Origin of the sequence: Delftia sp. JD2 (genome assembly GCF_001682645.1) — a bacterium.
GTDB lineage: Bacteria > Pseudomonadota > Gammaproteobacteria > Burkholderiales > Burkholderiaceae_C > Comamonas > Comamonas acidovorans.
In genome coordinates, this window is record NZ_LFJT01000054.1 from 1 (window position 1) to 24,728 (window position 24,728).

Sequence of the window (24,728 nt, forward strand, 5' to 3'; positions counted from 1 at the left end):
GAAAGTAGGTCATCGTCAGGCTCTTACAGCCCAAGAAACCCCGTAGCCCAAAGCTACGGGGTTTTTTGCATTGGGGTGCAGGAAACGGGGAAACAGCCAAAACGAACATCAAAACGGGCATCCCAAAAAAAAAGAGAGCGCTGACGCGCTCTCTTTTTTCATTCTGAATGCGCAATGCTTCAGAGCGGCAGGCATTCACCCTGTACAAAGACCTTGAGTTCGCCCGACTGGATTGATGTCCAGGTTTCATTCTTGGTCAACGGCGCTGTGACGATGATGGCCACACGGTCCTGTGGTGTGGTCTCTCGGGCGAAGTCCACGGTCAGGTCCTCATCCGACAGATGGGCCTGGGCAAAGGGGTGGCGACGCTCGATGTAGCACAGGTGTGTGGTGGCATGGGCCCACAGCGCCTCTCCGTTGGACAGCAGGAAGTTGAAGGTACCGTGCGGCGAGATGCGCCTGGCCAGTTCGCGCAGCGTGTGCGTGAGTTCCTGGACGCTGGGCAGGCCGGCATGGGACTTCCAGAGCTCCTGAAGAATCCAGCAGAAGGCCTGCTCGCTGTCGGTGTTGCCTACCGGATGGAAGTGGGCATGCAGTTTCGGAGCGAAGCCCTTGAGATCCCCGTTGTGGGCAAAGACCCAGTTGCGGCCCCACAGTTCACGCACGAAGGGGTGGCAGTTCTGCAGGCTTACTGCGCCCTGCGTGGCCTTGCGGATGTGGGCGATGACGTTGCGGCTCTTGATCGGGTACTCGCGTATCAGCTTGGCGATGGGCGAGTCGATGGCGCGCTCGTAGCCGACGAAGTGGCGCAGGCCCTTGTCCTCGAAGAAGGCGATGCCCCAGCCGTCCGTATGGTCGCCGGTATTGCCCGCCCGCTGGGTGAATCCCGAGAAGCTGAAGCGCACGTCGGTGGGCGTGTTGCAGTTCATTCCAAGCAGCTGGCACATGGCGGTATCGTTGTTTGCGTAGTTCAAGCCATAGCCTAACGCCTGGCGCGGCAGCTGCAAGCACAATGCGGGGCAACGGCAAAAAAACGGAACATACCCATGCCCATCCTCTGTCTGCATACGGCGCACAGCAACGCCGTGATCTTCGAGCAGGCTGCTGCCGAACTGGGCTGGCCGGCCCACTCAATCGTTCATCAGGTGCATGAGGAACTGCTGTTGGAGGCGGAGGCTGCTGGCGGCATGAATGCGTCGCTTCGGCAGAAAACGGCAGGGCAGCTCGATGCGCTGGCAGATCATGTCGATATCGATGCCGTGCTGCTGACCTGCTCGACCCTGGGCCCGGCCGTGGCGGATTGCCGCAGTGGCAAAGTCTGGCGTGCCGATGGCATGCTGGCCCGCAAGGTGGCCGCTGCCTTGCAAAGTGACCCCGAATCGCGCATTGCACTGCTGTGCGCCGCTCCCACGACGTACGAAGCCACGCGCAATCTGTTCATGGGAGAACTGCAGCAAGGCAACGCAGATCAACGCATGCAGCTGCAATGTGTTGAAGGGGCCTGGGCTCTTTTTCGCAGTGGTGATGTCGCCGGCTATGTGGCGTGCATGGCCGATGCGGCTGTTCAGGCCCATGCTGCCGGTGCTACCCAGGTGGCCCTGACCCAGGTGTCCATGGATGGCGTTGCCAGGCACTGGAAGCCAGATGCCCCCATGCCTGTGCCCTGGACGGTGGCAGGGAGTGCACTGCAGGCACTCATGAAAATACGGGATTAAAGACCAGGTTTCATGAAAAAAGGCAGCCAAAGCTGCCTTTTGCATGCATTGAGCGAAAGATCCTCAGCTGCGTTCGGACCAGAGCTTGCCGCCCGTGGCCCAGTTTTCGCGCTTGATGTCGGTGATCAGGATGTCCACCGATTCGGGCGAGCCACCGAGGACTTCGACCGAGACGCGCGTGATCTCTTCGACCAGCTTGCGCTTTTGTTCGACGGTGCGGCCTTCCATCATTTCGACGTGGTACGTGGGCATGTCAATCTCCTCAGGGATCAAGTTCTAGGGGGTTGGGTCGGCGACATCATATCGGCCGACGCGGGCGGTCGAGGCTTGTCGGTGCCAAGCGCGCAGGCGGGGCACAGGCAGGCCTTGTTGCGCAGTGGCTCCGGAATGCGGGCCAGTGCATCGGGTGCCACCGGCGTGTCCATGCACCAGCAGTTCAGCGGATCAACGCCCGCAAGAATGGCGCATTGATTGCTGCGGCCGCACAGCGGACACAGGCTGGCATCGGGGGGAGGGGCACTCATCGTGGTTCCGAGTGTAGGCCCATGAAAAAAGCACCTCAGGCAAGCCTGGGTGCTTTTGCAGCCTTGGGCGCCGCCAGGTGTCAGGCGGCTGCCTTGACCTTCAGGCGCCAGGCGTGCAGCAGGGGCTCGGTGTAGCCACTGGGTTGCTCCTTGCCCTTGAAGACCAGGTCACAGGCGGCCTGGTAGGCCATCGAGGTGTCGAAGTGGCCGGCCATGGGCTTGTACAGCGCATCGCCCGCGTTCTGCTGGTCGACCACGGCGGCCATGCGCTCGAAGGTCTCGCGCACCTGGGCCTCGGTCACGATGCCGTGCTGCAGCCAGTTGGCGATGTGCTGGCTGGAGATGCGCAGCGTGGCGCGGTCTTCCATCAGGCCCACGTTGTGGATGTCGGGCACCTTGGAGCAGCCCACGCCCTGGTCCACCCAGCGCACCACGTAGCCGAGGATGCCCTGGACGTTGTTGTCCAGCTCCTGCTGCTTCTCGGCGGCGCTCCACTTGTCTTCCTTGACCACGGGCACCTGCAGCAGGTCGGCCAGGATGGTGGCGCGCTCGGCGTCGGCATTGGTCTGCTCCAGCTGCTTTTGCACTTCGGCCACGTTGACCTGGTGGTAGTGCAGGGCGTGCAGCGTGGCGGCCGTGGGCGAGGGCACCCAGGCGGTATTGGCGCCGGCCTTGGGGTGGCCGATCTTTTGCTCCAGCATGGCCTTCATCAGGTCGGGCATGGCCCACATGCCCTTGCCGATCTGCGCCTTGCCGCGCAGGCCCAGGCCCAGGCCCACGAGCACGTTGCTGCGCTCATAGGCGGCCAGCCAGGCGCTGCCCTTCATGTCGGCCTTGCGGACCATGGGGCCGGCATACATGGCGGTGTGCATTTCGTCGCCCGTGCGGTCCAGGAAGCCGGTGTTGATGAAGGCCACGCGCGATGCGGCGGCGGCAATGCAGGCCTTGAGGTTGACGCTGGTACGGCGCTCCTCGTCCATGATGCCCAGCTTGACGGTGTTCTCGGGCAGGCCCAGGACCTTTTCCACGCGGCCGAACAGCTCGCTGGCGAAGGCGGCTTCCGCGGGGCCGTGCATCTTGGGCTTGACGATGTAGACGCTGCCCGTGCGCGAGTTGCGGATGCCGTTGGCGCCCAGACCCTTGATGTCGTGGACGGCGATGGCCGTGGTGACCATGGCGTCCAGGATGCCCTCGGGGATTTCCTTGCCGTTGCCCCAGAGGATGGCCGGGTTGGTCATCAGGTGGCCGACATTGCGCACGAACATCAGCGAACGGCCATGCAGCTTGACGGGCTTGCCATCGGCGCCCGTGTACTCGCGGTCGGCGTTCAGGCCGCGCGTCATGCTCTTGCCGCCCTTGTCGAAGGTTTCGGTCAGCGTGCCCTTGAGGATGCCCAGCCAGTTGGCATAGCCGACCACCTTGTCTTCGGCATCCACGGCGGCCACGGAGTCTTCCAGGTCCAGGATGGTGGACAGGGCGGCTTCGACCACCACGTCGGCCACGCCGGCGGCATCGGTCTGGCCGATGGCCGTGGTCTTGTCGATGCGGATGTCGATGTGCAGGCCGTTGTTGAGCAGCAGCACGGAAGAGGGCGCTGCGGCATCACCCTGGTAGCCGACAAACTGGGCGGTGTTCTTCAGGCCCGTGGTGCCGCCGCTCTTGAGCGCGACGACCAGCTGGCCAGCTTCCACGCGATAGCCGGCGGCATCCTTGTGCGAGCCCGAGGCCAGCGGGGCCGCCTGGTCCAGGAAATCACGTGCGAAGGCGATCACCTTGGCGCCGCGCACGGGGTTGTAGCCCTTGCCCTTTTCCGCGCCGCCGTCTTCGCCGATGGCATCCGTGCCGTACAGCGCGTCATACAGCGAACCCCAGCGCGCGTTGGCGGCGTTCAGCGCATAGCGGGCGTTGAGAATGGGCACGACCAGCTGGGGGCCGGCCTGGATGGCCAGTTCCGCATCCACATTGGTGGTGGTGGCCTTGGCATCCTTGGGCTGCTCGACCAGATAGCCGATCTGCGTCAGGAACTGCTGGTAGCCGGCCATGTCGGTGATGGGGCCGGGATGGGCCTTGTGCCAGGTGTCCAGCTCGGTCTGCAGGCGGTCACGCTCGGCCAGCAGGGCGGCATTGCGAGGAGCCAGATCGTTGACGATCGCGTCGAAGCCTTTCCAGAACGCCTCGGGAGCGACACCGGTGCCCGGGAGCACTTGTTCATTGATGAAACGGTGCAGCTCTGTAGCGACCTGCAGGCTGTGGGCTTGGGTGCGATCGGTCATGGTGGGAACCCCGGGTTGGATGGATGGAAAGGCTTGGCAGACCCTTTTCGGGCCTGACTATAAGGAATACTTTATTAGATTTATTTGCGTACATAAATAGACCATAAATCTTAAAACTCGTGACTTTTACGCAAAAATGTGGGAAGGTTATGCGCGCGCCAAAACCGGCCGGCTTTGGTGCGCAGCCCTATGCATGGTGCACATGGAGGACAGCCAGTGCCCACTATGCAAAAAAGGCGAGTCACAGGAGACGGGTGTGCGGTCGCATACCCCACAAGAACACGGAAAAGAAACGGACAGCGGTCATGGACAAGCTCAAGGCATTCGAGTCATTCGTATCGGTGGCAACGCGCGGCAGCCTCACGGCGGCGGCCAAGGCGGAAGGCGTGGCGCCGGCCATCATGGGGCGGCGCCTCGATGCCCTGGAAGAGCACCTGGGCGTCAAGCTCATGGTGCGCACCACGCGGCGCATCTCCCTCACGCATGAGGGCAGCGCCTTTCTTGAGGATTGCCAGCGCCTGCTGTCCGATGTGTCCAACGCCGAGGCCAGTGTCAGCGCGGGCGGGGTCAAGGCCACGGGCCACCTGCGCATCACGGCGCCGGCGGGTTTTGGCAGGCGGCACGTGGCGCCCCTGGTGCCGCTCTTTCGGGATCTGCACCCGGATGTGACGATTTCCCTGAACCTCAGCGACCGCGTGGTCGATCTGGCCGGCGAAGGCTTTGACTGTGCGGTGCGCGTGGGCGATCTGCCCGACTCGGCCCTGGTCAGCGTGCGCATTGCCGACAACCGGCGCCAGTGCGTGGCCACGCCTGCCTATCTGGAGCGCCGGGGCACGCCGCGCCACCCCAGCGAGCTGACCCAGCACGACTGCCTGACGCTGTCCAGCGACGCTTCGCAGACGCGTGGCTGGGCCTTTCGCATCCCCCATCCCGACAGCGGCACCAGCGAGGTCGTGCACTTCAAGCCGGGCGGCCCGCTGGACTGCTCCGACGGTCAGGTACTGCACGACTGGTGCCTGGGCGGCTGGGGCATCGCCTGGCGCAGCACCTGGGAGGTCGAGGCCGAGATCACCTCGGGCCGTTTGGTGGCCGTGCTCGAAACATTCGCGGCGCCGCCCAATGGCATTTTTGTCGTCTTTCCCCAGCGCAAGCACATGCCGCTGCGTGTGCGGCTGTGGATCGACTATCTCAAGCACCACTACGAGCAGCCGGATTTCTGGCGGCGTACCCACGCGGCCTGAGCGGGCCGCCCAGCAAGGAGGAATAAGCATGGCAGTGTCGATAGCGACGAAAGCGGTATCCGCAACGCAGGGCGCGGCCCCAGGACGGCGGCGCTGGATGCGCATGGCGCTGGGAGCCGCCTGCCTGGGCATGGTGGCGGGCTGCGCCGTCCAGGGGGCGGGGCAGGGCCGGCCGGACGGGATGCGGCAGGGCGCGGTGCCTGCCGGCATCGTGAGCGTGACCTTTGACGATCCTTCGCGGTTCGACGCCGGGCGCAACGGACCCCAGGAGTCCGAGAAGGCGCGCCGCGCCTGGGTCGATGCGCTGGCCCAGTTCCTGGCCGAGCGTGCCGCGCCCAGGCTGCCCCAGGGCCAGCGGCTTGAAGTTCACCTCACCGATGTGCAGCGCGCAGGCGGCTTCGAGCCCTGGCGCGGGCCCCAGGCTGCCGATGTGCGCATCGTGCGCGACATCTACCCACCGCGCATCGACCTGCGCTTCAAGCTGCTGGGAGCCGATGGAAAGCTGCTGCGAGAAGGCAGCCGCCAGCTGCGCGACGCCAGCTTCATGATGCGCCCGGACCTCTATCCCAACGATCCCCTGCGCTACGAAAAGACGCTGCTGGACGACTGGGTGCGCGCGGAACTGGGGCGCTGACCGGACCGCAGTGGTCTACCGATTGCCTCGGACATCACGATGGCAGTCCCCGTTTCTGGCGTAATGGACGCTTGGCCCAAGAGGCCCAATTTCTATACGGATTCCCCATGACGATAGAAGCCATCCTGGCCAGCCTCCACCTGCTGGCCATCCTCACCTTCGTGGTGTTCCTGTCCAGCCAGGCGGCGCTGTGCCGCAGCGAGTGGATGAACGCCGCCGTGGTGCAGCGCCTGGCGCGGCTGGACATGATCTATGGCCTTGCCGCGGTCTTCCTGGTGCTCACCGGCATCGCCCGTCTGGTGTGGGGCGTCAAGGGCATGTCCTGGTACGTCTCGCAGCCACTGTTTCATCTGAAGATGACTTTGTTTGTCGTCGGCGCGCTGCTGTCGATCAAGCCCACGCTGGCCTTCCGGCGCTGGCGCCGCGCGCTGGATGCCGGCCAGGGCCTGCCCCAGCCGGCCGAGGTCGCCAGCACGCGCCGCTGGGTGATGTGGCAGGCCCATGTGGTGCCCGTGATCGCCGTCGTCGCGGTGTTCTGGGCGCGGGGCATGTAGGCTCCGTTTTCCTGTCCGGCGGCATGGGGTGGGCCTGCCACGTAGAATCCGCCGATGCTCTCCGTCAAACAGGAACTGCTCGCGGCTCTGGCCGGCGAGCTTGAAACTTTGTCGCCCGGCGCCGGTGCCCGTGCCGCTTTTGAATCCCCCAAGGTGGCTGCCCATGGCGATTTCGCCTGCACGGCCGCCATGCAGCTGGCCAAGCCGCTCAAGCTCAACCCGCGTTCGCTGGGCGAGCAGCTCAAGGCTGCGCTGGAGGCCACGCCGTCCTTCCAACGTTGGGTCGATGCCATCGAGATCGCCGGCCCCGGCTTTCTGAACATCCGCCTCAAGCCCGCCGCCAAGCAGCAAATCATCCGCGAAGTGCTGGAGCAGGCCGAGAAGTTCGGCTGGCTGGCCGACCGTGGCGCAAAGATGCTGGTCGAGTTCGTCTCCGCCAACCCCACCGGCCCGCTGCACGTGGGCCATGGCCGCCAGGCCGCGCTGGGCGATGCCATCTGCAACCTCTATGCCACGCAGGGCTGGGGCGTGCACCGCGAGTTCTACTACAACGACGCGGGCGTGCAGATCGACACGCTGACCAAGAGCACGCAGCTGCGTGCCAAGGGCTTCAAGCCCGGCGACGAATGCTGGCCCATCGATCCCGAGAATCCGGCAAGCAAGGCCTTCTACAACGGCTCCTACATCCAGGACATCGCCGACGACTTCCTGGCCCGCAAGACCGTCAAGGCCGATGACCGCGAATTCACGGCCAACGGCGATGTCGAGGACTACGACAACATCCGCCAGTTCGCCGTCGCCTATCTGCGCAACGAGCAGGACAAGGACCTGCAGGCCTTCAACCTGCACTTTGACGAGTACTACCTCGAATCCAGCCTCTACACCAACGGCTATGTCGAGGACGCGGTGCAGCGCCTGATCGCGGGCGGACATACCTACGAACTCGACGGCGCGCTCTGGCTCAAGTCCACCGACTACGGTGACGACAAGGACCGCGTGATGCGCAAGCAGGACGGCAACTACACGTACTTCGTGCCCGATGTCGCCTACCACATCCAGAAATTCAAGCGCGGCTACTCCAAGGTCGTCAACATCCAGGGCACGGACCACCACGGCACCATCGCGCGCGTGCGCGCAGGCCTGCAGGCTGCCGACGTGGGCATCCCTGCCGGCTATCCCGACTATGTGCTGCACACCATGGTGCGCGTGGTGCGCGGCGGCGAGGAAGTCAAGATCAGCAAGCGCGCCGGCTCCTACGTCACGCTGCGCGACCTGATCGAATGGACCAGCAAGGACGCGGTGCGTTTCTTCCTGCTGTCCCGCAAGCCCGACACCGAGTACACCTTCGACGTGGACCTGGCCGTGGCCCAGAACAACGACAACCCCGTGTACTACGTCCAGTACGCCCATGCGCGCATCTGCTCGGTGCTGGCCGCGTGGGGGGGTGACGCGGTCACGCTCAAGGACGTGGACCTGTCGGCGCTGGAAGGCCCGCAGGCCCAGGCGCTGATGCTGCAGCTGGCCAAGTACCCGGCCATGCTGACCTCGGCCGCAGAAGGCAATGCGCCGCACGACGTGACGTTCTACCTGCGCGAACTGGCCTCGCTGTACCACAGCTACTACGACGCGGAACGCATCCTGGTGGACGACGAAAAGGTCAAGCTCGCCCGCTTGGCGCTGATCTCGGCCACGCGCCAGGTATTGCACAATGGCCTGGCAGTGCTGGGCGTCTCGGCCCCGCAACGCATGTAACTTCGAGCGACAAGCGATCTATGAAGACACAGCAACGTGGGGGCACCGTCATCGGTCTCATCATCGGCATGATCGTCGGGCTGGCAGCAGCCCTGGCCGTCGCCGTCTATGTGACCAAGGTGCCCGTGCCCTTTCTCTCCAAGGGCGGCAAGACGGCCGACCAGGACGCGGCCGAGGCCCAGCGCAACAAGAACTGGGACCCCAACGCGCCGCTGCAGGGCAAGAACCCGGCGCCGCCACCACCGGCCGCCGTCACGCCCAGCCTCCCCGGCAGCACCGCACCAACCGCCCCCACCCCGCCCGCCGTGGCAGGAGGCGTGACTCCGCCACCCTTGCCGGCGTCTCCGCCACCCGCGCCCGTGGACCCGGCCAAGCCGCCCGCCAAGCCCGAAACCAAGGCCGATGGCAAGAGCTCGGCCGATCCGCTGGGTGACCTGGTCAAGTCGCGCTCCGCCGCCGCCGAGAAGGCGGAAAAGGCAGAAAAGGCCGACGCCGCCTTCAACTACTTCGTGCAGGCCGGCGCCTTCCGCAGCCAGGGCGATGCCGATGCGCAGCGCGCCAAGCTGGCCATGCTGGGGTGGGAGGCGCGCGTGAGCGAGCGCGAGCAAAACGGCATCACCATCTTCCGCGTGCGTGTGGGTCCGTTCACCAAGCGCGACGATGCCGAGCAGCTCAAGCAAAAGCTCGATGGCGCCGGGGTCGAGTCCACGCTGGTGCGCGCCGCACGCTGAAAGCGCGTTGCAACAAGAGCGCTGAACTTTTGGCGGGCCCCTGCCTCCTAACCTGCAGCATTGAACGAGGAGTTTGTTTTGATGAATCGCCGCGACTTTTCCCTGGCTGCCTCGGCAGCCGCTGCCAGCGCACTGACGCTGGGCACTTCCGCCGCCCAGGCCCAGGCCGCAGCGCCCAAGGAGGGCAAGGACTACATCAAGCTGGCCAAGCCCGCACCCACCAGCGCCGGCGCCGGCAAGGTCGAGGTGGTCGAGTTCTTCTGGTACAGCTGCCCGCACTGCAATGCGTTCGAGCCCACCTTTGCCGCCTGGAAGAACCAGGCACCGGCCGACGTGGTCGTGCACCGCGTGCCCGTGGCCTTCAACGCCAGCTTCGTGCCCCAGCAAAAGCTCTACTACGCCTTCGAAGGCATGAACCTGCTGGACACCATGCATGCGCGCGCCTTCCACGCCATCCATGTGGAACGCAACCGCCTGGCCAAGGACGAGGACATCTTCGCCTGGGTCGGCAAGCAGGGCGTGGACGTGGCCAAGTTCAAGGAGGTCTACAACTCCTTCAGCGTCTCCAACCAGGTTCGCAAGGCCACCCAGCTGCAGCAGGACTATGACGTGGAAGGCGTGCCGGCCATGGGCGTGGCGGGCCGTTACTACACCGACGGCACCAAGGCCGGCAACATGACCAATGTGCTGCGCGTGGTCGATCAGCTGATCGCCACCAGCCGCAAGGGCTGAGGCCCGGGCCTCGGCCCAGCCAGTCCGCGACAGGCCCGCCATTGCGCGGGCCTGTCGCTTTTGGAAACCTCTTTTTGTGCCTTTGTGTCAGCGCTTTCCGTGCGCGTTGAAAGACGCCAGGAACGGTTGCGCGCGACACCCCCTACAATGGATGCAAGAAGCGTGCCCTCCATGAAACAACGACTTTCCTCCCTCCTGCTCGCCGCCGCCCTGGCGGCTTTCGCCGGTATGGCCCAGGCCGAAAAGGCCGACAGCACCAAGCCCATGAACATCGAGGCTGATGCGCTGCGCCATGACGAACTCAAGCAGACCAGCGTCTTCACTGGCAACGTGGTGATGACCAAGGGCACCATCGTGCTGCGCGGCGCCCAGCTCGATGTGCGGCAAGACCCTGAAGGCTTTCAGTACGGCGTGGTGACGGCCGAGGCGGGCAAGCGTGCCTTCTTCCGCCAAAAGCGCGATACCGTGCCGGGCCAACCCGAGGAATTCGTGGAAGGCGAGGGCGAGGTCATCGAATACGACGGCAAGGCCGACCTCGTGAAGTTCATTCGCCGCGGCGAACTGCGCCGCTATCGCGGCGGCCAGCTCAGCGACGAGATCACCGGCTCCATCATCGTCTACAACAACCTCACCGACGTGTTCACCGTCGACGGGCAAAAGACCAGCGGTGGCCAGCCCAGCTCCACGGCCGGCCAGGGCGGGCGCGTGCGCGCCGTGCTGGCGCCCAAGGAAGGCACGCCGGGCTCGCAGCCGCGCGCCCCCGCAGCGGGCACGCCGGGCACGTCCCTGCAGCCCAGCAACAGCCTGGACAGCCTCGGCGGTACCAAGCGATGAGCGGGCAAGCCGCAGCCCCGGCTGCCACTGCACGCGCCGACCAGGGCAGCAGCCTGCAGGCACGCCATCTTGCCAAGTCCTACGGCAGCCGCAAGGTGGTCAAGGACGTGTCGCTGTCCGTGAAAAAGGGCGAGGTCGTGGGCCTGCTGGGACCCAACGGCGCGGGCAAGACCACCTCGTTCTACATGATCGTGGGCCTGGTGCGCAGCGACGGCGGCGACATCTTCATCGACGGTCAGGCCGTGGGCAACATGCCCATCCACCAGCGCTCGCGCCTGGGCCTGTCCTACCTGCCGCAAGAGGCATCGATCTTCCGCAAGCTCAGCGTCGAGGACAACGTGCGCGCCGTTCTGGAGCTGCAAAGGGGCGAGCAGGGCCGGCCGCTGGCGCGCAGCGTCATCGAGGAGCGCCTGACGGCGCTGCTGCAGGAATTGCGGGTGGACCATCTGCGCGCATCGCCTGCGCTGGCGCTGTCGGGCGGCGAACGCCGCCGCGTCGAGATCGCGCGCGCCCTGGCCACGCAGCCGCGCTTCATCCTGCTGGACGAGCCCTTTGCCGGCATCGACCCCATCGCCGTGATCGAGATCCAGCGCATCATCGGCTTTCTCAAGGCGCGCGGCATCGGCGTGCTGATCACCGACCACAACGTGCGCGAGACGCTGGGCATCTGCGACCATGCCTTCATCATCAGCGACGGCCACGTGCTCGCCCAGGGCACACCCGAGGAGATCGTGGACAACGCCGAAGTGCGGCGTGTCTACCTCGGCGAACACTTCCGGATGTAGCGCCATGCCCTGCCTGGCCCGTCTGCGAGACTGTCTGCGCGAAGGAGCTGCCGCTTGAAGCCCGGTCTGTCGCTGCGCGTCTCCCAGCATCTTTCGCTCACTCCCCAGCTGCAGCAGTCGATACAGCTGCTGCAGCTGTCCACGCTGGAGCTGGCGCAGGAAGTGGAGCAGATGCTCGGCGACAACCCCTTCCTGGAGCTGGCGAACGAGGATGGGGATCACGATGCGGCCGCCGGCACCCGCGAGCCTGCCGTGCCCGGCGCCGAGGCCACGGAGTCCTTCCAGGAAAGCCGCGCAGACCAGCCTTCGGCGGCGGTGGAGTGGGAGCCCTCGTCGGACGCACCCTCCGGCGATGCCGTGGAGACTTCCGGCACGGCCGAGTCCCTGAGCTGGGAAGGCGACGGCCAGACCAACTCGGGCAACGATGACCGCGACTGGGGCAGCGATGCGCCCTCCAGCCGCACGCGCGGGCAGGGCGAGGAAGACGAGGCCGATGCCACCGAACTGGCTCGCAGCGCCGAAAGCCTGACCGACCACCTGCACCGCCAGGCCCTGAGCCTGCGCCTGGGCGAGGTGGACCGCGCCGCACTGCGCTTTCTGATCGAGAACCTCAACGACGACGGCTACCTGGAAGACCCGCTCGACGAACTGGCACAGGGCCTGGCGGGCGACGATCTGGAGGAGTGCGAGGAACTGGTGCACCGCTTCACCGTGGCGCTGCGCCTGCTGCAAAGCCTGGAGCCCGTGGGCGTGGGCGCGCGCGACCTGGCCGAATGCCTGACGCTGCAACTGCGCGACCAGCTGGCCGATGCCGAGCGCGAAGGCAACGGCAGTGCCGAGGACGAAGACCGGCAGGCCGTGCTGCGCACCGCGCTGGACATCTGCGCCCAGCCCATGGACCTGCTGGCGCGGCGCGACCTGCGCAAGCTCGCCAGCCTGTGCGGTGCGCGCGAGGAGCGGCTGCGCGAGGCGCTGGTGCTGATCACCCGGCTGGAGCCACGCCCGGGCCGGCGCTTTGCTGACGTGCAGCGCCAGATCGTCGTGCCCGACGTCATCGTGCGCCCCGTGCGCAGCGGCGCGGGCCGCATGGACTTCAGCGTGCAGCTCAACCCGGACGTCATGCCCAAGCTGCGCGTGCACGACATCTATGCGAGCGCGCTGCGCAGTCACAGGGGCAGCGAAGGCCATGCAGCGCTGCAGCAGCGGCTGCAGGAGGCGCGCTGGTTCATCAAGAACATCCAGCAGCGCTTCGACACCATCCTGCGCGTGTCGCAGGCCATCGTGGAGCGCCAGAAGAACTTCTTCGTGCATGGCGAGCTGGCCATGCGCCCGCTGGTGCTGCGCGACATTGCCGATGCGCTGGGCCTGCATGAATCCACCATCAGCCGCGTGACCACGGCCAAGTACATGGCCACGCCGCAGGGCACCTACGAGCTCAAGTACTTCTTCGGCTCGGGCCTGGGCACCGAGGCCGGTGGCAATGCCTCCAGCACGGCCGTGCGCGCGCTGATCAAGCAGTTCGTCGCGGCCGAAGATCCCAAGAAGCCGCTGTCGGACAACCAACTCGCCGACATGCTCAAGGAGCAGGGCATCGAATGCGCGCGGCGCACGGTGGCCAAGTATCGCGAGCTACTCAAGATCCCGCCGACCACGCTGCGCAAGGCGCTGTAGCCCAGGCGCGCAAACTCGCCATCGCGCCACCGTGGTGTCTATGGCGTTCGGCCGGCCACGGCATCCCACTTCAAGCCGAATTTCAGCAGGTACTTGCGCAGGCGGTCGGCATCGTTGACCACGCTGCGCTGGGTGCGTGACTGGTCGAACAGGCGGCGCCCCGCATCGGACAGCGAAGGCGACTCTCGGCACACGCGCAGCACCGCTTCGAGCTGCATGCGGTCGAACAGGTCCAGCGGCTCCAGCACTTCGGCAGACAGCAGGCTTTGCAGGCTGGCGCCGGCCGGTTGCACGGCATCGCCTCTTTGCCACAGCCACTTCAGGCGCTGGATCTCGGCATCGACCAGGGCCGTGGAGATGCGCCCCCCGTCGGCCAGCGTGGCCAGGCGCGTCATGCTGGCCGACAGGTCGCGGAAGTTGCCGCTCCACAGCGCCTCGGGCGAGCGCGCAAAGCGCAGATAGCGCTCGCGGGCCTCCACGTTGAAGCGCACCATCTGGCCGGTCTCGTCGGCCGAGCGCGCGAGCAGGTGGTCCATGTTGGGTTCGATGTCCTCGGGGCGCCCGGCCAGGCCCGGCAGCGCGTAGGACCACAGATTGATGCGCGCGAACAAATCCTCGCGAAAGCGCCCCTGCGCCACGTCGATGCGCAGGTCGCGGTGCGTGCCGGCGACCAGTTGGAAGTCGCTGCTGACCTCGCGGTCGCTGCCCATGGGATAGAAGCGCTTTTCCTCCACCGCCTTGAGCAGCATGGCCTGTTCGTCCAGGCCCAGCTCGCCGATTTCGTCCAGGAACAGCACGCCCTGGTGCGCGCTGCGCAGCAGGCCGGCGCGGTCGGCCGCAGCGCCCGTGAACGCGCCCTTCTTGTGGCCGAACAGCACCGAGGCCGCACCATCGCCGCGCAGCGTGGCGCAATTGACCTCCACGAAATCGCCCTGGACCTGGTGCCTGGCCTTCTTCAACTCGTACATGCGCCGCGCCAGATGCGACTTGCCCGCACCCGTGGGACCCGTGAGCAGGATGGGCGCGCGCGAGCGCACGGCCACGCGCTCGATCTCGTCGATCAGCGCGTTGAACCCGGCATTGCGCGTGGCGATGCCGCTCTTGAGAAATTGCACGGCCTCGCTCTGCTCGGCGCCGAAGCGCTGGGCGATCACGTCGTAGCGCGACAGGTCCAGGTCGATCAGCGCATAGCTGCCAGGGTCGCCCATGCGCTGGCGCCGGGGTGGCGAGGTCTGGGCCAGCACGCCGGGAATGCGGCGCGACTCCACCAGCAGGAACAGGCAGATCTGTGCCACGTGCGTGCCCGTGGTGATGTGCGTCCAGTACTCCTCGCGCTCGGGGTCGAAGCGGTAGGCCTGCGTCCAGTCGAACAGCCGCGCATAGACCTCGCCGAAATCCCAGGGATCGGCAATGTCCATGGGCACGAGGTTCACCTGGGTCTCGGGCGATGCCGTGGCGATGTCGCCCTGCAGCAGCTGCGCCAGGGCCAGATGGGGCGGCGTGTAGAGCAGCTCCAGCCGCTCCACCACCAGATCCTCATGCTGCATGAGGGAGAGGGTCGGCCGCCATTTTTCCCAGCGCCCCGCGCCCCTGCCGGAGTCCAGCTGCGTACCCAGAAAGCCGATGACGACCTTTTTCTTTTCCATGGTTTTGTCTAGTTGAATAGCTGAAATTCTAGTTTCTTTGGATCGAATACGAATTCAAGAAAAGTGTGATTTGAGATTTATTCAAATAAATCAATGGGTTGAAGAATTGTTTGGCGCCTGATGCCAGGCTGGCACGCATCTCGCAATAGCCAAGGCATCCAGTGCAGGCGGTGACCGCTCACAGGCCGGGGTTGGGGCAAAGGCCCGCCCCGCCGGTGCCGGAAGTCCGGGCCCCCAGGGGCTTGTCGATTTCCCGCATGCCGCACGCCGCAGGCGCTGGGTGACGGCAAGGTTGTGGAAACCGTCCCGCAAGGGACGCCTGGTTCGACTCCAGGCTTGCCAGCCACTGGTAGCTCAGTCTGGTAGAGCACCCTCGCAAGAGGACTGTCGCAGGTTCGATTCCTGTCCACTCTTCCGGCCGCAAGGCCGGGCTATTGAAACGGTCGAAAGACCACCCGCCGAACGCGGGAGGTGGCCACCGGGTTGCGATGCAGCCCAAGGCCCCCACCCGTCAGCGGCGGCGGCTGTGCCAGGTCCCGGCACGGTCCGCGCCCGCAGCCAGCCACGCTGCAACCTGTTTCCAGGGTTGCCGCCGCGGCGCACTGCAAGGCCCGGGCCGTGCCCCCTGGAACCCCGCCGCTGCTGTAACGGCACCCCTATTGATTGCGGCGAAGACGCCGAACGAGGAGAAGGAGAAATGCTGAAGATCCAACGCATCACCGTCAAGAAGAACGAACGCGCCCTGCTGCTGCGCAATGGCGATTTCGAGCGCGTGCTGCACAGCGGCCGGCACTGGCTGTTTGCCGGCACCGACCAGCTGCGCGTGGAAACCTTTGCCCTGGAGCAGCCCGCCTTCACGCACGGCCTGGCCGACTACCTGATGGCGCAGGAGCCCGCCGTGGTGGCCGCCGAATTCCTGCGCGTGGAACTGTCCGAGACCGAGGCGGGCCTGCGCAGCGAAAACGGCGTGCTGGTCGAGATCCTGCCGCCCGGCACGCGCCGCCTGTACTGGAAGGGACTGGTGGATGTGAGCGTGCAGGTGGTCGACCTGCAGGCCGGCGCCGAGCTGCCCGCCACCCTGGCGGCGCGCCTGACCCAGACGCAGCTGCGCCAGCGCAGCGTGTCCGGCCTCAACGGTGTGCTGCAGGTGCAGGTGCCCGCAGGCCAGTGCGCGCTGCTGACCATCGACGGCAAGGTGGACCGCCTGCTGCAGGCCGGCAGCCATGCGTTCTGGAAGTTCGGCCGCAGCATTGCCGTGGAGCTGGTGGATCTGCGCCTGCAGGCTGTCGAGGTCTCGGGCCAGGACATCATGACCCGCGACAAGGTGAGCCTGCGCCTGAACCTGAGCGCCACCTATCGCCACACCGACGTTCTGCGCGCCTTTGCCCAGCTGCAAAAGCCCGCCGAGCACCTGTACCGCGAACTGCAGTTCGCGCTGCGCGCCGCCGTGGGCACCCGCACGCTCGATGAGCTGCTGGAGAACAAGACGGTGATCGATGACGTGGTGACCGCGCACATGGCGGCCAAGCTGCAGCCCTTCGGCATGGTGGTGGAGAGCGTGGGCGTGAAGGACATCGTGCTGCCCGGCGAGATGAAGGCCATCCTGACCCAGGTGGTGCAGGCCGAAAAGCAGGCCCAGGCCAACGTGATCCGCCGCCGCGAGGAAACGGCGGCCACGCGCTCGCTGCTCAACACCGCCAAGGTCATGGAGGACAACCCCGTGGCCCTGCGCATGAAGGAGCTGGAGACGCTGGAACGCGTGGCCGAGCGCATCGACAAGATCTCCGTGTTCGGCGGGCTGGATCAGGTGCTCAACGGGCTGGTGAAGATGCGTTGACCGGCAGGCTGGTCGGGGCACAACGGACAACGAAGAAACAAAAGAGAGGTACGGCCATGGCCGCATTCGAAGAACTATGGAGCTATGAGGTGGGCAAGGCGGGCTGGGCGACGTTGAAGTTCAGCACGCCCGAGGAGGAACTGGTGTGTGCCGTGTCCTACCTGCACGATTCGCTGGGTGATCTGGCCGCCATGGCGCTGGCCTTGGCCAAGGGCGCGCACCGGGCTGCCGCCGTGTTCATGGACGAGCCCGGCGAAGTGCACCTGAGCATGGAAGGTGATCGCGACACCCTTTCCTACGAGCTGCGGCAGTACGCGGACTGGGCCAGCTGGGGCATCACCGCCATGGATGACTATGAAGTGCTGGCCCGTGGGCAGGTGGCCCGCGAGGACGTGGTGCGCAGCGTGTACCGCGTGCTGGACGGTATTTATTGCGGCATGGGTGTAGAGGAATACCGAAAGCGCTGGCTGGAGCATGAATTCCCGCTGCGGGACTATCAAAGCCTGGGCAGCGCCATCCGCAAGCGGGACCTGTCTCGCCTGATGCGTGGATGAGCCGCGCGGCAGCAAGACCTAAACAAGACGAACAGACAAGAAGACTGAAGGACAACGCAATGAACTACCTGCAACACAACGTGGAAAACGGCGTCCCCATCAAGATGTGGACCAAGGGCGTGCCCGTGGAGGACGAGGCGCGCAAGCAGCTGGAGAACGCCGCGCGCCTGCCCGTGGTGTTCAAGCATGTCGCGGCCATGCCCGATGTGCACCTGGGCATAGGCGCCACCGTGGGCTCGGTGATCCCGACCATCAAGGCCATCATCCCGGCGGCCGTGGGCGTGGACATCGGCTGCGGAATGATGGCCGCCAAGACCACGCTGCGCGCCGAGGACCTGCCCGACAACCTGGGCCCGCTGCGCTCGGCCATAGAGCAGGCCGTGCCGCATGGCTCGGTGCCGCGCCACCGGGGCCGCGATCCCGGCAGCTGGGAGAACCCGCCCGTGTCGGTGGACCAGGTCTGGGCCACGCTGGCCGATGAGTTCGACCTGCTGTGCGAGCTGCATCCGCGCCTGGCCAACACCAACAACCGCAAGCACCTGGGAACGCTGGGCAGCGGCAACCACTTCATCGAGATCTGCCTGGACGAGGCGGGCTTCGTGTGGTTCATGCTGCACTCGGGCTCGCGCGGCGTGGGCAATGCCATCGGCACCCATTTCATCGAGCTGGCCAAGAAGGATGCAGAACTCCATCAGCGCAACCTGCCCGACAAGGACCTGGCCTATTTCGAGGAAGGGGCCCGCTACTTTGGCGACTATGTGCGCGGCGTGTCCTGGGCGCAGAAGTTCGCCATGCGCAACCGCGAGGTGATGATGGCCAACCTCATCGCCACGGTGCGCAAGGTGATCGCCAAGCCCTTCGAGTCGCATGTGGAGGCGGTGAACTGCCACCACAACTATGTGCAGCAGGAGCGCCATTTCGGCCAGGACGTGTTCATCACTCGCAAGGGCGCGGTGAGCGCGCGGCGCGGCGAGCTGGGCATCATCCCGGGCAGCATGGGCGCGCGCAGCTATATCGTGCGCGGCCTGGGCAACCCGGAGAGCTTCGAGAGCTGCAGCCACGGTGCAGGCCGCGTGATGAGCCGGACTAAGGCCAAGAAGATGTTCAGCGTGGAGGACCACATCAAGGCCACCGAGGGCGTGGAATGCCGCAAGGATGCCAATGTGGTGGACGAGATTCCCATGGCCTACAAGGACATCGATGCGGTCATGGCCGCGCAGCAGGATCTGGTCGAGGTGGTGCACACCCTGAAGCAAGTGGTGTGCGTGAAAGGGTGAGTGGATGAGGGCCCAGGCTCTCATCCTCCAGAAAAGAAAGCAGGATGAGAGCATGAGGGAAGAGAAGGTATTGAGCGCGAATCCGGTCTCCGACGCCATGCGCGCCACGGTGCTGGCCAACCTGGCCGAGGTGGAGCGCAGGCACGAGGTCACGGTGCTGTTTGCCTGCGAGTCGGGCAGCCGCGGCTGGGGCTTTGCCTCGCCCGACAGCGACTACGACGTGCGCTTCATCTACGTCCACCGCCTGCCCTGGTACCTGACCGTGGCGCCGGGCCGCGATGTCATAGAGCAGCCGCTCAGCGGCGAGCTCGATGTCAGCGGCTGGGAGTTGCGCAAGGCGCTGGGGCTGCTGCGCGCCTCCAACCCTACGCTGCTTGAATGGCTGCGCTCGCCCGTGGTCTACCGGCAGGAGCAGCCCTGGGCCGAGCGCCTGCATCTGCTGGCCGAGCAGGGCTTTTCGCCCGTGCGCGGCTACCACCACTATGTGGCCATGGCGCGCAAGAACCTGCGCGCCCACCTGCAGGGCGATGTGGTGCGCTACAAGAAGTACTTCTATGTGCTGCGCCCTTTGCTGGCCGCGCGCTGGATACGCGAGGGGCGCGGTGCGCCGCCCATGCGCTTTGCACAGCTGGCGGCGGGCACGCTGGAGGATGCAGGCCTGCTGGCCGAGCTCAATGAGCTGCTGGAGCTCAAGATGCGCCTGGGCGAGGCCGCCAAGGGGCCGCGCCGGGTGCGCGTCCATGATTTCCTGGAGCGCGAGCTGGCCCATGCCATGGCCCATGCGCCCGATCCGGGGGAGCAGGCCGATGCGGCGCCGCTGGACCGCTATCTGCGGGATGCCGTGGCGCGCTTTGGCGGCAATGAATGAAAGAGAAAAATGAAAGTGATCGAGATCGACGGCTCCGCCGGGGAGGGCGGAGGCCAGCTGCTGCGCAGCGCGCTGGCGCTGTCCATGTGCACGGGTCAGCCCTTTGCCATGCAGCGCATCCGTGCCGGGCGCGCCAAGCCGGGCCTGATGCGCCAGCACCTGGCCTGCGTCAATGCCGCCGCCGAAATCTGCGGCGCGCAGATGCTGGGCGCCGAGATGAATTCGCAGGCGCTGCAATTCACACCGGGGCCGGTGCGTGCGGGCGAGTACCGCTTCGTCATCGCCTCGGCGGGCAGTTGCACCCTGCTGCTGCAGACGCTGTGGCCCGCGCTGATGCTGGCCAATGGCGAAAGCCGCCTGACCCTGGGCGGCGGCACCCACAACCCGGCCGCGCCGCCCTTCCATTTCCTGGAGCGCAGCTATGCGCCGCTGCTGCACAGGCTGGGCGCGCGCTGCGAACTGCGGCTGCGCCGGCTGGGCTTTTATCCGGCCGGTGGCGGCGAGATGGACGTGACGATCACGCCGGCAACCAATGGGCTTGTGCCTTTCGATATCACCGAACGTGGCGCCCCCGTGGCCAGCCATGCCGAATGCTTTGCGCCCGCGCTGCCACGCGCGGTGGCCCAGCGCGAACTGGACCATCTGGGCCAGGCCCTGGGCTGGTCTGGCGAGCAGCTGCAGGTGGCTGCCGTGCGCCAGAACGAGGGGCCGGGCAACGCGCTGCTGGCCACGCTGGCCTATGAGCACCTGAGCGAAGTGTTCACGCAGTTCGGCATGAAGGGCGTCAGCGCCGAAAAGGTGGCGCATGACCTGGCGCGCGAGGTGCGCCGCCACCAGGGCAGCCAGGCCGCGCTGGGCCCGTACCTGGCCGACCAATGGGCCCTGCCGCTGGCGCTGGCCGTCTGGCGCAGCGGGCGCGGTGCCAGCTACACCTGCACGGAACTGACGCCGCATGCGCGCAGCAATTTCGAGGTGATCGAGCGCTTTGTGCCTGTGCGCTTTGTGCCCGTGCGCCTTACTACGGACGCAACGGGCGACGGCTGGCGTGTTTCGCTCTCGCCAGCCTGAGCGGCCTCAGCGATCGGCCCGCACCAGCGTGCTCTTGCCGAACAGGCTCTCCAGCAGGTCCACCACCAGTTCTGCCGTCTGGTTGCGCACATCCAGCGCGGGATTGAGCTCCACCAGATCCATCGAGCCCAGGCGTCCGGTGTCGGCCAGCATCTCCATGCACAGCTGGGCCTCGCGGTAGCTGGGGCCGCCGCGCACGGGGGTGCCGGTGCCGGGCGCGATGTCGGGATCGAGGTAGTCCACGTCGAAGCTCAGGTGCAGGTGGGTGTCGCTGCCTTCCAGGTCTTCCAGCGCGCGGCGCATGACCTCGCGCATGCCCAGCTCGTCGATGGCGCGCATGTCATAGACCTCCACGCCCAGCGAATGCAGCAGGCGCTTTTCCTGGTCATCCACGCTGCGCAGGCCGATCTGGCACAGCGAGGCGGCTGCCAGCGCCGGATCGCCGCCCTGGGACAGCGCGGTGAGCGCCGCGGGGCCCAGGCCGCACAGGCTGGCCACGGGCATGCCGTGCAGGTTGCCGCTGGGCGAGATATCGGGCGTGTTGCAGTCGGCGTGGGCGTCCAGCCAGATCACGCGAAGCGCGCGGCCCCGTCGGCGGCAGTGGGCAGCCACGGCACTGATCGAGCCCATGGCCAGGCTGTGGTCGCCGCCCAGCATCAGCGGCAGCTCGCCATCGTCCAGCGCCTGGCCCACGGCCTGGTGCACGGCGTCCATCCAGGCGCGGGCCGGTGCGAGGTGGCGCAGCCCCTGCTCGGGCGGTGTCTGCGGATTGGGCGGGCCTGCCAGATTGCCGATGTCCCTCACCTGGCAGCCCAGCTGGCGCAGCGCCGGGCCCAGGCCGGCCACGCGCAGTGCGTCGGGGCCCATGGCGCTGCCCAGGCGGCTGGCGCCGATGTCGGTGGGCACGCCTATGAGTCTCAGGGCGCGTGCGGTCTGCGGGGTCGTATGGGTGTTCATGCTCATGGGACCCATGGTATGCAGTCCCCGTGTCAGCCAAAGCCGCGTTCTGCCTGACCGGCCTCGCGCACCAGCCGGTACAGGTCGCGGGGGTCGGCCAGCGCAGGCACCAGATCGATCGACTGCATCAGTCCGGTGTCGTGGGCCAGCGCACGCAACCAGCGCAGGGCCGAATAGTCCTCCAGCGCAAAGCCCACGGAGTCGAACAGCGTGATCTCCGTGTCATGCCCGCGGCCCGGCGCCTGGCCGTTGATGACCTGCCACAGCTCGGTCACGGGCGCGTCGGCGGGCAACTGCTGCAGCTCGCCTTCCACACGCGTTTGGGGCGTGAATTCCACGAAGATGCGCGCGCGCCGCAGCAGTGCCAGGGGCAGCTCGGTCTTGCCGGGGCAATCGCCGCCGACTGCGTTGATGTGGGTGCCCGGGCGCACGTCGGCATCGGCGATCACGCAGGCGCGGTGCTTGGCGGCCGTCACCGTGGTCACGATGTCGGCGCCCTCCAGGGCCTCGGCGCTGCTGGCGCAGCAGGTGATGCGCTGGGCCGCGATGCCCGCATGGCCCAGGTTGTCCACGAGCTTGCGCATGGCCTGGACATCGATGTCGAAGATGCGCAGCCGTTCCACGCCCAGCAGGTGGGTGAAGGCCAGGGCCTGGAATTCGGACTGCGATCCTGCGCCGATCAGCGCCATGCTGCGGCAGCCCGGCCGTGCCAGCCGGCGCGCGGCCAGCGCCGAGGTGGCGGCGGTGCGCAGCGCCGTGGCCAGCGTCAGGTCGGACAGGAAGACCGGCAGGCCCGTGGCCACGTCGGCCAGGGCGCCGAAGGCCATCACCGTGGGCAGGTCCCGATCGGCGTTGTCCGGGTGGCCGTTGACGTACTTGAAGGCGTAGTCGAGCGCATCGGACACGGGCATGAGCTCGATTACGCCGCCGGGCGAATGGTGGGCGATGCGGGCCGATTTCTCGAAATCGGGCCAGCGTGCGAAGTCTTGCTCGATGGCATCGGCCAGGCCGGCCAGGCAGGCGGCAACGCCGACCTGCGCCACCAGGCGTGCGGCCTGCGTGGCGCCGAGGAAATCCGTGTGGACGGGCGTGGTTCGAGGCTTCATGGTGCTCTCCCTCGCGGTTGCTTCCACTGTAGGCCCGGGCCGAAGCGCAGGCAAGCGGGTTTCGGCTGGCGCCTGCGCGGGGAATCGCGGTGCGCGTATGCTCGGCACCCAAGCTATGAACCAACTGCATCTGTTTTTGCCCTGCGCCGCCGGCGTCGAGGGATTTCTGGCCGACGAGGTCCACGCGATCACCGGCCTGAGCGGCCACGACCTCATGGTGGGCCGTGGCGGCGTGATGGTGCGCGGCCTGTGGCGCGACGCCCTGCTGCTGAACCTGCACAGCCGGCTGGCCCAGCGCGTGCTGGTGCAGCTGTCGCAGACCCTGTACCGCAACGAGAACGACCTGTACCGCGCCGCCAGCGAAGTGGCCTGGGAGATCTGGTTCTCCCCGCGCGAGAGCTTCAAGATCGAGGTCACGGCCCAGCACAGCCCGCTGACCAGCCTCAACTTCGCGGCGCTGCGCGTCAAGGACGCCATTGCCGACCGCTTCCGCGACAGGAAGGGCGTGCGCCCCGACGTGGAAACGCGCCACCCCGACGTGCGCGTGCACCTGCACCTGACGACCGACGAGGCCACCATCTACATCGACACCTCGGGCGAGGCGCTGTTCAAGCGCGGCTGGCGCGAGGACAAGGGCGATGCGCCGCTCAAGGAAACCCTGGCCGCGGCCATGATCGCCGCCACGGGCTGGGACCCGCATGGCGACGATCCCCAGCCACTGTACGACCCCTGCTGCGGCAGCGGCACGGTGCTGATCGAGGCCGCGCAGATTGCACGCCGCATTCCGGCCGGCATCCTGCGGCGCTTCGCGTTCGAGAAGCTGGTGCCCTTCCAGAGGCATGTGTGGGAAGCCATGCTGGACGAGGCCGAGGCCGCCATCCTGCCCGACAGCCCCGTGGCCATCTATGGCTCCGATGTGTCCCACCGCATGGTGGACTTTGCCCAGCGCAACGCCGAGCGCGCGGGCGTGGGCCAGACCGTGCAACTGCGCGGTGGCGACGCGTTGCAGCGCATGCCGCCCTGCGAGCAGCCCGGCCTGATGCTGCTGAACCCGCCCTATGGCGAGCGCATTGCCGCAGCCGGCTCGGCCGGCCGCAGCGCCGGTGAACGCATGGAAGTGGTCGAGCGCGCGGGCCGGGAGACGGCCCAGACCGAGGACGGCGTGGAATTCTTCAGCCAGCTGGCCACCCACTGGAAGAAGAACTACAGCGGCTGGAGCGCCTGGATGCTCACGCCCGACCTCAAGCTGCCCGGCAAGATGCGCCTGAAAGAGGCGCGCCGCACGCCCATGTGGAACGGCCCCATCGAATGCCGGCTGTTCCGCTTCGACATGATCCGTGGCGCAGTCAAGCCCAGAAAGGCCGCCGAAGGCCCGGCAGAGGGCGCCGCGCCATGAAGATCGTGCTGCGCTGGCCGCAGTGCAACGACGGCTACGAAGGTCCCCTGCCTCGGCCCGTGGTGCTTGATACCAATGTGGTCCTTGACATGCTGATCTTCGACGATCCGCATGTCCCCCCCATCCGCGAACTGGTGGAGCAGGGACAGATGCGCTGGATTGCCGATCAGGCCCAGCGCCTCGAGCTCGAACGCGTGCTGCACTACAGCCAGATCGCGCCGCGCGTGGCTTTCTACGGCAAGACGGTCGAGGGCGTGCTCTCGGCCTTTGACGGAGCGGTGGAATACGTGGCCGATGCGCCGCGCATCCGCTTTGCCTGCACCGACCCCGACGACCAGCATTTCCTGGACCTGGCCAGCCAGCACCAGGCGCTGCTGATCAGCAAGGACAAGGCCGTGCTCAAGCTGCGCAAGCGCGTGGCCGGCCTGGGCGCCACCGTGGGCAACATCCTGCTGGCCGAGCAGGAAGAGGCGCTGGCCGCCTGACGCCCTGGCCGCTGTTGTGCAGCAACCACCCAGGCGGCAATGGGGCAACAGGCTGGGTGCGGCCAGCTTGAAGGCTTTCTCCTAAACT

Annotated in this window: 24 protein-coding genes; 17 read left to right on the forward strand and 7 right to left on the reverse strand. The window is 66.6% G+C overall.

The window, feature by feature from the left end:
* Positions 1–179: 179 nt before the first annotated feature.
* The gene (locus ACM14_RS23325; protein ID WP_012202593.1) at positions 180–947 is read right to left on the reverse strand and encodes a class II glutamine amidotransferase; all 768 of its coding nucleotides are present in this window, start codon (positions 945–947) and stop codon (positions 180–182) included.
* 138 nt (positions 948–1,085) lie between these two features.
* Between ACM14_RS23325 and ACM14_RS23330 the strand changes: the two genes are divergently transcribed.
* Positions 1,086–1,715: a hypothetical protein gene (locus ACM14_RS23330; protein ID WP_254662123.1), complete on the forward strand. Its 630-nt coding sequence runs from the start codon at positions 1,086–1,088 to the stop codon at positions 1,713–1,715.
* Positions 1,716–1,778: 63 nt separating this feature from the next.
* Here the strand turns inward: ACM14_RS23330 and ACM14_RS23335 are convergent, their stop codons facing one another.
* The 3 genes from ACM14_RS23335 to ACM14_RS23340 all read right to left on the reverse strand — a co-directional run bounded on the left by ACM14_RS23335 (position 1,779) and on the right by ACM14_RS23340 (position 4,512).
* Entirely contained in the window at positions 1,779–1,967 is a 189-nt protein-coding gene (locus tag ACM14_RS23335) for a 4-oxalocrotonate tautomerase (protein WP_012202595.1), read from the reverse strand.
* 17 nt (positions 1,968–1,984) lie between these two features.
* Positions 1,985–2,239: a cysteine-rich CWC family protein gene (locus ACM14_RS30900; protein ID WP_013804760.1), complete on the reverse strand. Its 255-nt coding sequence runs from the start codon at positions 2,237–2,239 to the stop codon at positions 1,985–1,987.
* Between the two features lie 80 nt (positions 2,240–2,319).
* Positions 2,320–4,512 (reverse strand): malate synthase G, encoded by a 2,193-nt coding sequence (locus tag ACM14_RS23340; RefSeq protein WP_012202597.1) that lies wholly within the window; start codon positions 4,510–4,512, stop codon positions 2,320–2,322.
* A gap of 305 nt (positions 4,513–4,817) precedes the next feature.
* Between ACM14_RS23340 and ACM14_RS23345 the strand changes: the two genes are divergently transcribed.
* From ACM14_RS23345 to ACM14_RS23385, 9 genes are all read left to right on the forward strand, one after another.
* Positions 4,818–5,753 carry a LysR family transcriptional regulator gene (locus ACM14_RS23345; protein WP_013804758.1) on the forward strand — a complete coding sequence of 312 codons (936 nt, stop codon included), beginning with the start codon at positions 4,818–4,820 and terminating at the stop codon, positions 5,751–5,753.
* Between the two features lie 28 nt (positions 5,754–5,781).
* Positions 5,782–6,387, forward strand: coding sequence for a DUF3016 domain-containing protein (locus tag ACM14_RS23350; RefSeq protein WP_065347439.1), 606 nt, complete (start codon positions 5,782–5,784; stop codon positions 6,385–6,387).
* 107 nt (positions 6,388–6,494) lie between these two features.
* Positions 6,495–6,941 carry a DUF2214 family protein gene (locus tag ACM14_RS23355; protein WP_065347440.1) on the forward strand — a complete coding sequence of 149 codons (447 nt, stop codon included), beginning with the start codon at positions 6,495–6,497 and terminating at the stop codon, positions 6,939–6,941.
* Positions 6,942–6,995: 54 nt separating this feature from the next.
* Entirely contained in the window at positions 6,996–8,693 is a 1,698-nt protein-coding gene (gene argS / locus ACM14_RS23360) for an arginine--tRNA ligase (RefSeq protein WP_065347441.1), read from the forward strand.
* A 20-nt stretch (positions 8,694–8,713) separates the two neighbouring features.
* On the forward strand, positions 8,714–9,424 hold the full coding sequence (locus ACM14_RS23365; RefSeq protein ID WP_065347442.1) for an SPOR domain-containing protein: 711 nt from the start codon (positions 8,714–8,716) through the stop codon (positions 9,422–9,424).
* Between the two features lie 81 nt (positions 9,425–9,505).
* The gene (locus ACM14_RS23370) at positions 9,506–10,156 is read left to right on the forward strand and encodes a thiol:disulfide interchange protein DsbA/DsbL (RefSeq protein ID WP_065347443.1); all 651 of its coding nucleotides are present in this window, start codon (positions 9,506–9,508) and stop codon (positions 10,154–10,156) included.
* Positions 10,157–10,327: 171 nt separating this feature from the next.
* Positions 10,328–10,990 (forward strand): lipopolysaccharide transport periplasmic protein LptA, encoded by a 663-nt coding sequence (lptA, locus tag ACM14_RS23375; RefSeq protein ID WP_013804753.1) that lies wholly within the window; start codon positions 10,328–10,330, stop codon positions 10,988–10,990.
* Positions 10,987–11,775 carry an LPS export ABC transporter ATP-binding protein gene (gene lptB, locus ACM14_RS23380; RefSeq protein ID WP_065347444.1) on the forward strand — a complete coding sequence of 263 codons (789 nt, stop codon included), beginning with the start codon at positions 10,987–10,989 and terminating at the stop codon, positions 11,773–11,775. Before lptA ends, lptB begins: the two co-directional genes overlap by 4 nt.
* 54 nt (positions 11,776–11,829) lie before the next feature.
* Positions 11,830–13,446 (forward strand): RNA polymerase factor sigma-54, encoded by a 1,617-nt coding sequence (locus ACM14_RS23385; RefSeq protein WP_065347445.1) that lies wholly within the window; start codon positions 11,830–11,832, stop codon positions 13,444–13,446.
* A 38-nt stretch (positions 13,447–13,484) separates the two neighbouring features.
* Here ACM14_RS23385 and rtcR read toward each other — a convergent pair whose 3' ends face one another.
* Positions 13,485–15,092: an RNA repair transcriptional activator RtcR gene (gene rtcR / locus ACM14_RS23390; protein ID WP_065347446.1), complete on the reverse strand. Its 1,608-nt coding sequence runs from the start codon at positions 15,090–15,092 to the stop codon at positions 13,485–13,487.
* Positions 15,093–15,789: 697 nt separating this feature from the next.
* Here rtcR and ACM14_RS23400 point away from each other — a divergent pair.
* From ACM14_RS23400 to rtcA, 5 genes are read left to right on the forward strand one after another with little or no spacing between them, the layout of a single operon-like run.
* Positions 15,790–16,929 carry a slipin family protein gene (locus ACM14_RS23400; RefSeq protein ID WP_065347447.1) on the forward strand — a complete coding sequence of 380 codons (1,140 nt, stop codon included), beginning with the start codon at positions 15,790–15,792 and terminating at the stop codon, positions 16,927–16,929.
* 56 nt (positions 16,930–16,985) lie between these two features.
* Complete coding sequence (locus tag ACM14_RS23405) at positions 16,986–17,483, forward strand: hypothetical protein (RefSeq protein ID WP_043820033.1); 498 nt, start codon at positions 16,986–16,988, stop codon at positions 17,481–17,483.
* Between the two features lie 59 nt (positions 17,484–17,542).
* Positions 17,543–18,760 carry an RtcB family protein gene (locus ACM14_RS23410; protein ID WP_174549419.1) on the forward strand — a complete coding sequence of 406 codons (1,218 nt, stop codon included), beginning with the start codon at positions 17,543–17,545 and terminating at the stop codon, positions 18,758–18,760.
* Between the two features lie 52 nt (positions 18,761–18,812).
* A complete protein-coding gene (locus ACM14_RS23415; protein WP_065347448.1) occupies positions 18,813–19,628 on the forward strand; it encodes a nucleotidyltransferase domain-containing protein in 816 nt (271 codons plus the stop codon).
* Between the two features lie 9 nt (positions 19,629–19,637).
* Positions 19,638–20,696 (forward strand): RNA 3'-terminal phosphate cyclase, encoded by a 1,059-nt coding sequence (gene rtcA, locus ACM14_RS23420; RefSeq protein ID WP_065347449.1) that lies wholly within the window; start codon positions 19,638–19,640, stop codon positions 20,694–20,696.
* Positions 20,697–20,702: 6 nt separating this feature from the next.
* Here the strand turns inward: rtcA and rocF are convergent, their stop codons facing one another.
* Both rocF and ACM14_RS23430 read right to left on the reverse strand, forming a co-directional pair.
* A complete protein-coding gene (gene rocF / locus ACM14_RS23425) occupies positions 20,703–21,668 on the reverse strand; it encodes an arginase (RefSeq protein WP_065347450.1) in 966 nt (321 codons plus the stop codon).
* Positions 21,669–21,685: 17 nt separating this feature from the next.
* Positions 21,686–22,759, reverse strand: a complete 1,074-nt coding sequence (locus ACM14_RS23430; RefSeq protein ID WP_043820039.1) for an ornithine cyclodeaminase — start codon at positions 22,757–22,759, stop codon at positions 21,686–21,688.
* 115 nt (positions 22,760–22,874) lie between these two features.
* Between ACM14_RS23430 and ACM14_RS23435 the strand changes: the two genes are divergently transcribed.
* Together ACM14_RS23435 and ACM14_RS23440 are read left to right on the forward strand one after the other, a co-directional pair.
* Positions 22,875–24,155: a class I SAM-dependent RNA methyltransferase gene (locus ACM14_RS23435; protein ID WP_012202615.1), complete on the forward strand. Its 1,281-nt coding sequence runs from the start codon at positions 22,875–22,877 to the stop codon at positions 24,153–24,155.
* The gene (locus ACM14_RS23440) at positions 24,152–24,640 is read left to right on the forward strand and encodes a putative toxin-antitoxin system toxin component, PIN family (RefSeq protein ID WP_012202616.1); all 489 of its coding nucleotides are present in this window, start codon (positions 24,152–24,154) and stop codon (positions 24,638–24,640) included. The genes ACM14_RS23435 and ACM14_RS23440 overlap by 4 nt, the downstream gene beginning before the upstream one ends.
* Positions 24,641–24,728: the final 88 nt, after the last annotated feature.

Excerpts from the sequence above, each read along its gene's own strand:
- ACM14_RS23325 (WP_012202593.1), bottom strand. The coding sequence starts at position 947 with ATGTGCCAGCTGCTTGGAATGAACTGCAACACGCCCACCGACGTGCGC.
- ACM14_RS23335 (WP_012202595.1), bottom strand. The coding sequence starts at position 1,967 with ATGCCCACGTACCACGTCGAAATGATGGAAGGCCGCACCGTCGAACAA.
- ACM14_RS30900 (WP_013804760.1), bottom strand. The coding sequence starts at position 2,239 with ATGAGTGCCCCTCCCCCCGATGCCAGCCTGTGTCCGCTGTGCGGCCGC.
- ACM14_RS23340 (WP_012202597.1), bottom strand. The coding sequence starts at position 4,512 with ATGACCGATCGCACCCAAGCCCACAGCCTGCAGGTCGCTACAGAGCTG.
- ACM14_RS23345 (WP_013804758.1), top strand. The coding sequence starts at position 4,818 with ATGGACAAGCTCAAGGCATTCGAGTCATTCGTATCGGTGGCAACGCGC.
- ACM14_RS23350 (WP_065347439.1), top strand. The coding sequence starts at position 5,782 with ATGGCAGTGTCGATAGCGACGAAAGCGGTATCCGCAACGCAGGGCGCG.
- ACM14_RS23355 (WP_065347440.1), top strand. The coding sequence starts at position 6,495 with ATGACGATAGAAGCCATCCTGGCCAGCCTCCACCTGCTGGCCATCCTC.
- argS (WP_065347441.1), top strand. The coding sequence starts at position 6,996 with ATGCTCTCCGTCAAACAGGAACTGCTCGCGGCTCTGGCCGGCGAGCTT.
- ACM14_RS23365 (WP_065347442.1), top strand. The coding sequence starts at position 8,714 with ATGAAGACACAGCAACGTGGGGGCACCGTCATCGGTCTCATCATCGGC.
- ACM14_RS23370 (WP_065347443.1), top strand. The coding sequence starts at position 9,506 with ATGAATCGCCGCGACTTTTCCCTGGCTGCCTCGGCAGCCGCTGCCAGC.
- lptA (WP_013804753.1), top strand. The coding sequence starts at position 10,328 with ATGAAACAACGACTTTCCTCCCTCCTGCTCGCCGCCGCCCTGGCGGCT.
- lptB (WP_065347444.1), top strand. The coding sequence starts at position 10,987 with ATGAGCGGGCAAGCCGCAGCCCCGGCTGCCACTGCACGCGCCGACCAG.
- rtcR (WP_065347446.1), bottom strand. The coding sequence starts at position 15,092 with ATGGAAAAGAAAAAGGTCGTCATCGGCTTTCTGGGTACGCAGCTGGAC.
- ACM14_RS23400 (WP_065347447.1), top strand. The coding sequence starts at position 15,790 with ATGCTGAAGATCCAACGCATCACCGTCAAGAAGAACGAACGCGCCCTG.
- ACM14_RS23405 (WP_043820033.1), top strand. The coding sequence starts at position 16,986 with ATGGCCGCATTCGAAGAACTATGGAGCTATGAGGTGGGCAAGGCGGGC.
- ACM14_RS23410 (WP_174549419.1), top strand. The coding sequence starts at position 17,543 with ATGAACTACCTGCAACACAACGTGGAAAACGGCGTCCCCATCAAGATG.
- ACM14_RS23415 (WP_065347448.1), top strand. The coding sequence starts at position 18,813 with ATGAGGGAAGAGAAGGTATTGAGCGCGAATCCGGTCTCCGACGCCATG.
- rtcA (WP_065347449.1), top strand. The coding sequence starts at position 19,638 with ATGAAAGTGATCGAGATCGACGGCTCCGCCGGGGAGGGCGGAGGCCAG.
- rocF (WP_065347450.1), bottom strand. The coding sequence starts at position 21,668 with ATGGGTCCCATGAGCATGAACACCCATACGACCCCGCAGACCGCACGC.
- ACM14_RS23430 (WP_043820039.1), bottom strand. The coding sequence starts at position 22,759 with ATGAAGCCTCGAACCACGCCCGTCCACACGGATTTCCTCGGCGCCACG.
- ACM14_RS23435 (WP_012202615.1), top strand. The coding sequence starts at position 22,875 with ATGAACCAACTGCATCTGTTTTTGCCCTGCGCCGCCGGCGTCGAGGGA.
- ACM14_RS23440 (WP_012202616.1), top strand. The coding sequence starts at position 24,152 with ATGAAGATCGTGCTGCGCTGGCCGCAGTGCAACGACGGCTACGAAGGT.